We start from the raw sequence: 10,970 nt of genomic DNA on the forward strand, positions 1-10,970 counted from the left end.
AAGGATGATCGATGAACAAATTTCGTAAGCACGCTGCGGGTGCGGGCATGCGCCTGGCCCTGGCCTTGGGCAGCGCGGCGGCAGGCATGGCCTGGCCGGTCAGCGCCAGCGCGGCGGCGCCGGCCAGGCAAGCCGTCATGTCGCCCGTCGCGGCGCCGGCCATGTCGCTGGGCGCCGATATCGCCCGCCTGGGCGCGCCCGTGCGCATCGCCGTGGGCAAGTCCACCTTGCGCAAGCTGAGCCTGCCGGTGTCGCAGATCGCCGTCAACGATCCCCGGGTGGCCGGCGCCAGGATGCTGGGCTCGTCCAGCCAGCTGTTCGTCTGGGGCCTGGCCCCGGGCAGCACCAACCTGATCCTGTGGGACCGGCAGCAGCGCCCGGTGATCGTCGATATCGAAGTCGAGATCGATGTCGAAGGCTTGCAGGCGCAGCTGGCCTATGTCTTCCCCGGCGAGCGCGCCGTCAAGGCCGGCGCGGCCGGCGGCAGCATCGTGCTGTCGGGGCAGGTGAGCGACAGCGTCAAGGCCAGCCAGATCCTGGAGATGGCGCAGGCCTATGCGCAGCGCGGCGCCGGCGAAGCGGCTGCGCCGGCCGACGGCGCGGCCAGTGCGGCCGGCAGCGTCAAGGTCATCAATATGCTGTCGATCGCGGCGCCGCAACAGGTCATGCTGGAAGTGAAAATCGCCGAAGTGTCGAAGACCCTGGTCGACCAGCTGGGCGCCAGCGTGGGCATCAGTGGCACGCGCGGCAACTGGACGTATGGCCTGCTGTCGAACCTGCTCAGCGGCAACCCCAGCCAGCTGGGCGCCGTGCACGGCAAGAATGGCAACGGGCTGACGCTCGATGCGCAAAAGCGCGACGGCCTGGTCAAGGTGCTGGCCGAACCGAATATCATGGCCATCAGTGGCCAGGAAGCTAGTTTCCTGGCGGGCGGCAAGATTTTCATTCCGGTCGCGCAAGACAGCACCACCAACAAGATCACGCTGGAGGAAAAGGAATTCGGCATTGCCGTCAAGTTCACGCCCACCGTGCTGGAGGGTGGACGCATCAACTTGAAGGTGGCGCCGGAAGTGTCGGAGCTGAACCGCGAAGGCATCGGCATCACCACCGGCGGGGGCGCCGCCGCCAATGCCGTGCTGCCGGCATTTACCACGCGGCGCACCACCACCACGGTGCAGCTGTTCGATGGCCAGAGTTTTGCCGTTGGCGGCTTGATCAAGAACAATGTGACGACCAATATCAAGGCATTGCCCTTTCTGGGCGAGATTCCCGTGCTGGGTGCGCTGTTCCGCAGCAGCGATTTCCAGACCGACCGCACGGAACTGGTGTTCATCATTACACCGCATTTGGTCAAGCCGCTCGACGGCACGCTTGACGGCGATATCGCCTTGCCCACCGATGCCTATGTGGCGCCCAGCCGTGGCGAGTTCTTCTTGCAAGGAAAAATGGAAGGCGCTGCCGCGCCACGGCCACGGCAGGAAGCGGCCAGGCAGACGGCGCCCGCCGGCCCGGACATTCACTAGGAGCACAGCATGCAGCATTCCCCTTCGCTTTCCCTTTCCATGCTGCTGGCCGCCCTGGCCGCCAGCGGCTGCGCCGCCACGCCGAACCTGGACCGCCAGTTTGGCGCCAGCGTTCAGCAACTGCGCGCGCGGCAAGTGCTGTCGCCGCAGGCGGGCGCGAACCGCGATCCCGTGGCCGGCATGGATGGCAAGGCCGCCCAGGCCGCCTACATGGCGTACCAGAAAAGCTTTGCCGCGCCCGCGCCGCAAGGGGCAGCCTTCACCATCGGCGTCGGGGCGCGCCAGTGAGCCTGGCATCGTCACCACAGAACCAGCAAGGCATATCGTGAAAATCGCCATCCATTCCACTGATCAAAAAACGCTGTCCGAACTGGGCCTGCTGCTGCGCAGCCGCAACCGGCTCGACGAGATCAACGCGGGCGGCGAAACGCTGGAACCGCTGCAGGCGGCGCAATCGCTGCCCGACGTGCTGATCTTCGACCGCCCGTCGAACGACGGCGCCGACCTGGCCGCCATCGAGCGCCTCAGCAACCAGCATCCGCGCATGGCCTTCATCGTGCTGTGCCACCAGCAGGCGCCTGAATTCCTGCTGCAGGCCATGCGTGCAGGCGTGCGCGACGTGCTGCCGTTTCCCGCCGCGCCGGCCAGCCTGTATGCGGCGCTCGAACGCATCGAGGAAAAGCTGGAGCGGCGCGAGCATGGCAACGGCAAGGTGCTGGCCTTCATCTCCTGCAAAGGCGGCAGCGGCGCCACCTTCATCGCCAGCAACCTCGGTTATGCGCTGGCCGCCGGCGGCCAGCAGCGCGTTGCCCTGATCGACATGAACCTGCATTTTGGCGACGCCTCGCTCTTCGTGTCCGAGAACAAGCCGCTGGCCACGCTGTCCGACGTCACGCGCGACATCCACCGGCTCGACGCCTCGTTCCTGGCATCGAGCATGCTGCATATCACGCCCAACTACAGCGTGCTGGCCGCGCCCGAGGATCCGGCCCACGCCAGCGAAGTGGCGCCCGAACACATCGACGCCATCATCCGGCAAGCCAGGCGCCAGTACGATTTCATCGTGCTCGACGTGGGCCGCAATCTCGACGCCGTCAGCGTGCGCGCGCTGGACCACGCCGACATGATCTTTCCCGTCCTGCAGGCGACCTTGCCCTACATCCGCGATGGCAAGCGCCTGCTGGGCATGTTCCGCTCGCTCGAATACGCGAAGGAGAAGGTGCACATCATCGTCAACCGCCACGACAAGGGCGGCGAAATCCGCCTGCGCGACCTGGAAGCGGCGTACGGCACGGCGGTCTACCGCACCGTGCCGAATCACTACGCCTCGGCCGCCGCCTCGGTCAACCAGGGCGTGCCTATCCTGCAGCTCGACAAAGCCAGCCCGATCACCCGCTCGCTGCAGGAGTTCGCCGCCAGCCTGGCCGGCAGCGCGGCCAGCACGGCGCGCCAGGGCTGGCTCGGCCGCGTCCTGCGGCGCGCTTGATCCACGCGCTGATCCCCATCCAAGAACAGGAGCATTTCATGGCTAGTTCCCCCATCGCCGCCTTGTCCATCCGCGAACGGCTCGGCAGCGCCAAGATCGCCGCGCTCGCGCCGCTACGCATGGCCGCCATCGACAACCACGGCTACCGCGACCTCAAGCTGCGCATCCATGGGCTGCTGCTCGAACGGGTCGACCTGGAAAGCATGCAGCGCCTGTCGCAGGAGCGCATCCGCGAAGAATTGCGCGGCCTGGTCGAGCGCTTGCTGGACGAAGAGGCGGTGGTCATCAACGACGCCGAGCGCAAGAGCCTGACGCGCGACATCCAGCACGAGATGCTGGGCTTCGGGCCGCTCGAAACGCTGCTCTCGGATGCCAGCGTGTCGGACATCCTGGTCAATGGCCACAGGCAGGTGTATGTGGAGCGCGGCGGCCGCCTGGAGCTGACCGACGTCAGCTTCGACGATGACGCCCACCTGATGAAGATCATCGACAAGATCGTCTCGCGGGTGGGCCGGCGCATCGACGAATCGAGCCCCATGGTCGATGCGCGCCTGCCCGACGGGTCGCGCGTCAACGCCATCATTCCGCCGCTGGCCATCGACGGCCCCGTGATGTCGATCCGGCGCTTCTCCGTCGATCCGCTGCGCCTGGCCGACCTGGTCGCCTACCACAGCATGACGGCCGAGATGGCCGAAGTGCTGCAGGGCCTGGGCAAGGCAAAGATGAATATCCTCATTTCCGGCGGCACGGGCAGCGGCAAGACCACCATGCTCAACGTGATTTCCGGCTTTATCGGCCAGACGGAACGCATCGTCACGGTGGAAGACGCGGCCGAGCTGCAATTGCAGCAGCCGCACGTGGTACGGCTGGAAACGCGGCCCGCGAATATCGAAGGCAAGGGCGAAGTGACGCAGCGGGCGCTGGTGCGCAATGCGCTGCGCATGCGCCCCGACCGCATCATCCTGGGCGAGGTGCGCGGCGCCGAGGCGCTCGACATGCTGGGCGCGATGAACACGGGCCATGAAGGCTCGATGGCCACCATCCACGCCAATACGCCGCGCGACGCCATCACGCGGCTGGAAAACATGATCAGCATGGCGGCCGCCAACCTGCCCAGCAAGGCCATCCGGCAGCAGATCAGCTCGGCCGTGTCGGTGGTGGTGCAAGTGTCGCGCTTGATCGACGGCAAGCGCAAGGTCACGTCGATCCAGGAAATCACGGGCATGGAAGGAGAGGTCATCACGATGCAGGAAATCTTCAGTTTCCGGCAGACGGGCGTGGCCGAGGGCGGCGCGGTGGTCGGGCATTTCTCGGCCAGCGGCATCCGCCCGCGCTTCCTCGATCGCCTGAACAGCTTTGGCATCGGCGTGTCGGCCGCCCTGTTCGAACCCACTGCGGCGGGGCGCTGATCCATCATGCTTTCCTATCTGGTCTATCTGTTCCTCTTCCTGGCCGTGCTGCTGCTGGTGGCTGGCGCCTGGCTGGCGTGGCAAGCGGCGCGGGGGGCGGGCGCGGCGCGGGTGGCGCGGCGCCTGCAGGGCATGTACACGGCCAGCGATGGCGAACAGGCGCTGTCGATCACCAAGCAGCGCCCGCTGAGCGCCCATTCCTTGCTGCACGGCGTGCTGGAAGGCTTGCCCGGCGCGCGGCGCCTCGATCAGCTGCTGCTGCAGGCCGGCATGCGCTGGTTCGTGGCCGGCTTCCTCGGCTATTGCGCACTTGGCGGGACGGCCGGCCTGCTGCTGGCCGGTGCGCTGCCCCTGCCATGGTATGTGCGCCTGGGCCTGGGCGCGGGCGGCGCCGCACTGCCGTATCTGCTGGTGCGCCGCGCCAGGAGCAAGCGGCTGGTGCGCATCGAGCAGCAATTGCCGGACGCGCTCGACCTGATGAGCCGCGCCATGCGCGCCGGCCATGCCTTTCCCACCGCGCTGAAAATGGTGGGCGAGGAAATGACGGGACCGCTGGCCGACGAGTTCCGCGCCGTGTTCGACGAAGTCAGTTTCGGCGTCGCCATGGCCGATGCGCTGGGCAACCTGGCCACGCGCGTGCCCAGCACGGACTTGCGCTATTTCGTCATCGCCGTGCTGATCCAGCGCGAAACGGGCGGCAACCTGACTGAATTGCTGAGCAGCATCAGCGCCATCATCCGCGACCGCCTGAAATTGCTGGGCCAGGTGCGCGTGCTGTCGGCCGAAGGGCGCATGTCGGCCTGGGTCCTGGGCTTGCTGCCGTTCGGCGCGGCGTTGATGATGCATTTGATGAATCCGCAGTTTATTGCTGTGCTGTACACGGATGGTGGCGGGCGCAAGATGGTCGGCGTATCGCTGGGCTTGCTGATGCTGGGCGTGATCTGCATCAGAAAAATTATCAATATCCGGGTATAAGATGAAAGAAAAGACACGATGAACACGATGAGTGCGGCGCAGCTGGCTTTGCTGGGCCTGCTGTTCCTGATTGTCTTCGCGCTGGCCTTGCTGGTGTTGCGCCTGCTCACTGGCAGTGCCGTGCAGGAGCGGCTGCAGGCGCTGGGCGATGGGGGCGCCGCCAGCGATGGCGGGCGCCATGCCAGGCGGCGATGGCTGGTGCACGCCGTCAGCCTGACGCGTCCGCTGGCCAGGTTGTCGCTGCCGGACGAAGGCTGGGAAAGTTCGCCCATCCGCAGCCGCTTCGTCCATGCCGGCTGGCGCAGCCAGGCCGCGCCCGCGCTGTTTTATGCGGCCAAGACAGGCTTGTTCGTGGGCTTGCCGCTGCTGGCGTATTTTCTGCTGCGCCAGGGCGGACACAATATGCTGTTGTGGCTGGTCGCGGCGGCCGCCCTCGGTTATTACCTGCCCAATGCCTGGCTGTCGCACTGCCTGAAACAGCGTCAGCGCGAAGTGTTCGAAACCTTTCCCGATGCACTGGACCTGATGACGGTGTGCGTCGAAGCGGGGCTGGCGATGGATGCGGCGCTGGCGCGCGTGGCGCAGGAAATCGGCCTGAAAAGCGCCGTCCTGGCCGAAGAGCTGCAACTGGTGACGCTGGAATTGCGCGCTGGCAGCGCCAAGGACAAGGCCTTGCGCAACCTGGCCTTGCGCACGGGAGTGGACGATGTGGACGCGCTGGTGACCCTGCTGATCCAGGCCGAGCGCTTCGGCACGAGCATCGCCGCGTCGCTGCGCGTGCAATCCGACCAGCTGCGCACCAAGCGGCGCCAGCGGGCCGAGGAAACGGCGGCCAGGATCGCCCTCAAGCTGCTGTTTCCGCTGATCTTTTTCATCTTCCCGTCGCTGATGGTGGTGCTGATGGGGCCGGCGTTCCTGCAGATTTACCGCGTGCTGCTGCCGGCCATGCGGGGCAGCTGAGGGCTGGCCGGGCCGAAAAAAAAGCTGCCGGAGTCGCCTCCGGCAGCTTTTTTACGTCACACCGCGCCTGGCAATCAGGCGAATGGCGTCAGCAGGGTGATCATCTGGCCAAAGATCTTCGGGCTGGCGGCGATGACGTCGCCCTTGTACAGGTAGTCCGATTCGCCGGAAAATTCACCGACGATGCCGCCCGATTCCGTGATCATCAGGGCGCCGGCGGCGATATCCCAAGGCTTCAAGCCTTTTTCGTAGAAGCCGTCCAGGCGGCCGCAGGCGACGTAGGCCAGGTCCAGCGCGGCCGAGCCGGCGCGGCGCACGCCCTGGCTGCGTTCGCCCATGATCGCGTACATCTTCAGGTATTCGTCCAGCGCGCGGGCGCTGCCGGCCACGTAGCCGGTGCCCAGCAGGGCGTTCGAGATGCGGTCCAGTTTGGTGACGCGGATGCGTTTTTCGTTCAGGTAGGCGCCGGCGCCCTTGGTGGCCGTGAACAGGTCGTTGCGCACCGGGTCGTAGATGACGGCTTGCGTGACGACGCCGCGATGCGCGAGGGCGATCGAGATGCAGTATTGGGGGAAGCCGTGGATGAAGTTGGTGGTGCCGTCCAGCGGATCGATGATCCACTGATATTCATTCTCGTCGTGCGAGTTGGCGGAAGCTCCCGATTCCTCAGCCAGGAACGCGTGGTCCGGGTAGGCTTTGGACAGCACCTCGATGATGGCTTGTTCGGCCGCCTGGTCGACGTCAGTGACGAAATCGTTATGTTGTTTTTCCGTGACGACGACGCGGTCGAGGTCAAAAGAGGCGCGATTGATGACGGCGGCGCCGCGGCGGGCGGCTTTGATCGCCGTGTTGAGCATTGGGTGCATGTGAGCTTCCGTTAAAAGCACGCGACCGCCCAGCGTCGCCTTTCGGCGCCGGTACGATAGAGTGCAAGAATGAATTAAAGAGCGGAGCGGTGCCGAAGTGGTTAAAATCCCGGCCTGGAGTCAGCGTTTTGTGACTCCGTTTCCCGAAATTTCCTGTATCGATACCGCGCAATAGCGCTATTTTAAATGAATCTGCCCGAAATCAACACGTCTCTTTTCAAACGCCTGCGATTTATTCTTGTCGAAACTAGTCGCTCTGGCAACATTGGCGCCGTCGCGCGGGCCATGAAAACGATGGGTTTTTCCGATCTGGTACTGGTCAATCCCCGCTTTCCCGATGCCTTGACGGACGCGGAAGCGGTGGCCTTCGCCAGCGGCGCGCAGGATATCCTGTCGGGCGCGCGCATCGTCGGCTCGATCGCCGAGGCGCTCGAAGGCTGCAATTACGCGGCGGCCGTCTCAGCCCGCCTGCGCGAATTTTCTCCGCCCGTCACGGCCCCGCGCGCCATCGCGGCCCAACTGGCGGCCAGCGAAGACTTGCACGCGGCCGTCATCTTCGGCAACGAGCGCTTCGGCTTGCCCAACGAGATCGTCGAGCAGTGCAATGTGCTGATCAACATCCCCGCCAACCCCGAGTATTCCTCGCTGAACCTGTCGCAGGCGGCGCAGGTCGTCGCCTATGAATGCCGCGTGGCGGCCCTCGGCGATGGGCAGATCGCCAGTCCCGTCGGTTTCCATGGCGACGCGGCCAGCCTGGCGCAGGTCGACGGCATGTACGCACATCTGGAACAGGCGCTGGTGGCCATCGACTTCCTCGACGCGGACAACCCGAAAAAACTCATGCCAAGGCTGAAACGCCTGTTTTCGCGCACGGGGCTGGAAACGGAAGAAGTCAATATCCTGCGCGGCATCGCGCGGCATATCCTGGCGGTAGCGAAAAAAGGCCCATGATAGAGACCCGGCTGCTGCGCCAGTTCATCGCCGTCGCCGAGGAACTCAATTTCCGCCGCGCGGCCGAGCGGCTGCACATGGCGCAGCCGCCGTTGTCGCAGGCGATATTGCGGCTGGAAGAAGCGCTCGGCTATCCCGTATTCGAGCGCACGAACCGCAAGGTCAGCCTGACGCCTGCCGGCATGGCTTTCCTGGCCACGGCGCGCCAGGTGCTGGCCAGCCTGGAAGAGGGCGTGGCGGCCACGCGCCGGGTGGCGCAGGGCATCGAGGGCCACTTGCGCTTGAGCTTTATCCACATCACGCCGTATGCCCACGTATTGAATGCCTTGCGCGCGTTTCGCGCCGCTTCACCCGCCGTGCAGTTCACCTTGCGCGAAGCGTCGACGCAGCAGCAGGTCGAGTGGCTGGAAAGAGGCGAGGTCGATATCGCCCTGCTGCGCGCGCCGGGACGCAGCACGCCGGGCTTGCGCTTCGAGCGCCTGTCCGGCGAAGACATCGTGATCGCGCTGCCATCCGGCCACCGCTGCGCGGGGCTGACGCGCGTGGACCTGGCGGACCTGGCCGGTGACGATTTCGTCGCCTCGCCGCGCGAGCTGGGCCAGGGTTTCCACGACCAGCTGGCCAGCCTGTGCCTGCACGCGGGCTTCGTGCCGCACGTGGCGCAGCAGGCGCGCCGTTTGCAAACGGTGCTGGGACTGGTGGCGGCCGGCTTCGGCGTGGCCCTGCTGCCGGCCAGCCTGGCCGCCTGCGCGCCAGCGGGCGTCGTCATGCTGCCGCTGCACAGCGATGCGCCCGAACCGTTGCGCCAGCTTGACCTGTACATGGCATGGGATCCGCAGCGCACGTCTCCCGTGCGCGAGCGGCTGCTGGCGCAACTGCGGCACTTTTCCGTCTATTGAGACTTTCAAAGTCTCGTTTTAAGATAAATAAGATATTTTACAGATGGTGAACGAGGGGCCAGCATGGCGTTTTGATTGTCAGGAACTGCCATGTCCACCATGTCCTCGCGCACAGTGCTGCCGTCCGCCACGCTGCCACTTTCCATTTACCTGCTCTCCCTGTGCAGCTTTGCCTTCGGCTTGTGCGAATTCATCGCCGCCGGCCTGTTGACCCCCATGGCGCGCGACTTGCACGCCAGCGTGGCGGCGGCCGGCGGCGCCATCGCCGCGTATGCGCTGGGGGCGGCCATCGGCGCGCCCATCCTGACGGCCATGCTGGCGCGCCGGCCCGTGCGCCAGGTGCTGGTGGCCACCATGCTCGTGCTGGCGGCCGGCAGCGTGGCCATGGCGGCCGCGCCAGCGCTGGGCGCGCTGCTGGGGGTGCGCTTTGCCGTCGGCCTCGCGCATGGCGTGTTCATGGCGGTGGCGTCGCATGCGGCCACCAGCCTGGTCGACCCGTCCCGCGCGGGACGGGCGCTGTCCATCGTCTGGCTGGGCCTGACCCTGGCGCTGGCCGGCGGCGTGCCGCTGGGGACGTGGCTGGGCGCCGTCTCGTCATGGCGCTGGGTTTTCGCGGCCATCGGCGTGCTGGCCCTGTGCGGCGGCGCCGGCCTGCGCTTGGCCATGCCGGCCGCGCGCCAGCAGGCCGCCGCCGCATCAGCGCTGGCCAGCCTGCGCGCCATCCTGCAACCGCCGCTGCTGATGGCGGCCGGCGTGGCGGCGCTGGTCAGCGTGGCTACCTTCAGCTTTTTCACGTATGTCTCGCCCTTCCTGCTGCAGCTGGGCAGGCTCGATGCGGGCTGGCTGGGCGCCGCCATGCTGTGCTTTGGCGTGTGCGCCATCGGCGGCAACCTGCTGGGCGGCTGGTGCGCGGATCGCCCCCACGCGCTGCGTGCCACCGTGCTGGCCCTGGCCGCGCTGGCGCTCAATCTGCTGGGGTTTTATCTGCTGCGCGCCCAGCCCGTGGCCATGCTGGCCCTGTGCGGCACTTTGGGCTTGCTGTTCTTTGCCCTCGTCACCCTGTCCACCATGCGGCTGCTACGCCTGGCGCAACGGCATTGCCCGGGCAGCGACGCCGTGGCGGCGGGCCTGAATATCGCCGCCTTCAATGCGGGCACGGCCTTTGGCGGCGCGCTGGGAGGTGCGCTGATCGTCGCTTTTGGCTTGCCCAGCATTGCCATCGGCGGCGCGCTGGCGGCGCTGCTGGCCATGCTGCTGCTATGGTTTCAGGCGTAAAAACTAGACTCTCCGCTCTAGTTTTTGCGTTCAAACGCCCACTGCCTTTGGCGTACACTGGCCTGCAAAAGGCGGTATAAAACAAGGGGATAGGGGTATGCAACGCAGATCGTTTCTGAAACTGGGCGTGCTCGGCGCCTGCGCGCTGGCCGCCGGAGGGGCGGCCTATCGCCTGGTGCGCGGGCCGGCGCCACCAGGCCACTTCGTGCTCGATGGCGCGGCGCGCGCGGCGCTGGCGGCCATCGTGCCGGCCATGCTGGGCAGCGCGCTGCCGCGGGAAGCCCCCGCGCGGGCCGCGGCGCTCGATGGCGCCATCGCCGGCGTGGACACGGCCATCCGTGGCTTGCCCCTGGCGGCGCAGCAGGAGGTGCAGGATCTGTTTGGTCTGCTGGCGCTGGCACCCGCGCGGCGCTTCGTCGCCGGCGTGCATGGCGGCTGGCGCGAAGCCGATCCCGCCCAGGTGGCCGCCTTTCTGCAGTCGTGGCGCACGCACCGCCTGGCTACCCTGCAGACGGCCTATCTGGCCCTGCATGATCTGATCCTCGGCGCCTGGTATGCCGATGCCGCCCACTGGGCCGCCATCGGCTATCCGGGACCGCTGCCCGAACTGAGCGCATAAGGCATCC

At 66.5% G+C, this 10,970-nt stretch carries 11 protein-coding genes; 10 read left to right on the forward strand and 1 reads right to left on the reverse strand.

The genetic code is table 11. From position 1 onward, the window contains the following. Positions 1-11 precede the first annotated feature (11 nt). The 6 genes from U0004_RS09930 (at position 12) to U0004_RS09955 (ending at position 6,353) form a co-directional block, all read left to right on the forward strand. On the forward strand, positions 12-1,523 hold the full coding sequence (locus tag U0004_RS09930) for a type II and III secretion system protein family protein (protein ID WP_070255002.1): 1,512 nt from the start codon (positions 12-14) through the stop codon (positions 1,521-1,523). A gap of 9 nt (positions 1,524-1,532) precedes the next feature. Beyond that, a complete protein-coding gene (locus tag U0004_RS09935; RefSeq protein ID WP_070254999.1) occupies positions 1,533-1,811 on the forward strand; it encodes a hypothetical protein in 279 nt (92 codons plus the stop codon). A 37-nt stretch (positions 1,812-1,848) separates the two neighbouring features. Further along, complete coding sequence (locus tag U0004_RS09940; RefSeq protein ID WP_070254997.1) at positions 1,849-3,009, forward strand: AAA family ATPase; 1,161 nt, start codon at positions 1,849-1,851, stop codon at positions 3,007-3,009. A gap of 62 nt (positions 3,010-3,071) precedes the next feature. Next, complete coding sequence (locus U0004_RS09945; protein ID WP_070255285.1) at positions 3,072-4,418, forward strand: CpaF family protein; 1,347 nt, start codon at positions 3,072-3,074, stop codon at positions 4,416-4,418. Between the two features lie 6 nt (positions 4,419-4,424). After that, positions 4,425-5,393: a type II secretion system F family protein gene (locus U0004_RS09950; protein WP_070254995.1), complete on the forward strand. Its 969-nt coding sequence runs from the start codon at positions 4,425-4,427 to the stop codon at positions 5,391-5,393. 27 nt (positions 5,394-5,420) lie between these two features. Next, a complete protein-coding gene (locus U0004_RS09955) occupies positions 5,421-6,353 on the forward strand; it encodes a type II secretion system F family protein (protein ID WP_070255282.1) in 933 nt (310 codons plus the stop codon). Positions 6,354-6,427: 74 nt separating this feature from the next. Here the strand turns inward: U0004_RS09955 and U0004_RS09960 are convergent, their stop codons facing one another. Next, a complete protein-coding gene (locus U0004_RS09960) occupies positions 6,428-7,210 on the reverse strand; it encodes an inositol monophosphatase family protein (RefSeq protein WP_034758799.1) in 783 nt (260 codons plus the stop codon). 195 nt (positions 7,211-7,405) lie between these two features. On the opposite strand from U0004_RS09960, the gene U0004_RS09965 reads away from it, so the two are divergent. From U0004_RS09965 to U0004_RS09980, 4 genes are all read left to right on the forward strand, one after another. Continuing rightward, positions 7,406-8,170: an RNA methyltransferase gene (locus U0004_RS09965; protein ID WP_070254993.1), complete on the forward strand. Its 765-nt coding sequence runs from the start codon at positions 7,406-7,408 to the stop codon at positions 8,168-8,170. Then, the gene (locus U0004_RS09970; RefSeq protein ID WP_070254991.1) at positions 8,167-9,069 is read left to right on the forward strand and encodes a LysR substrate-binding domain-containing protein; all 903 of its coding nucleotides are present in this window, start codon (positions 8,167-8,169) and stop codon (positions 9,067-9,069) included. The genes U0004_RS09965 and U0004_RS09970 overlap by 4 nt, the downstream gene beginning before the upstream one ends. A 90-nt stretch (positions 9,070-9,159) precedes the next feature. Continuing rightward, a complete protein-coding gene (locus tag U0004_RS09975; RefSeq protein WP_231958628.1) occupies positions 9,160-10,344 on the forward strand; it encodes an MFS transporter in 1,185 nt (394 codons plus the stop codon). A 97-nt stretch (positions 10,345-10,441) separates the two neighbouring features. Then, positions 10,442-10,963 (forward strand): hypothetical protein, encoded by a 522-nt coding sequence (locus U0004_RS09980; RefSeq protein ID WP_070254989.1) that lies wholly within the window; start codon positions 10,442-10,444, stop codon positions 10,961-10,963. Positions 10,964-10,970 lie beyond the last annotated feature (7 nt).

The sequence above is a fragment of the Janthinobacterium lividum genome (genome assembly GCF_034424625.1).
GTDB classification, from domain to species: Bacteria; Pseudomonadota; Gammaproteobacteria; order Burkholderiales; family Burkholderiaceae_D; genus Janthinobacterium; species Janthinobacterium lividum.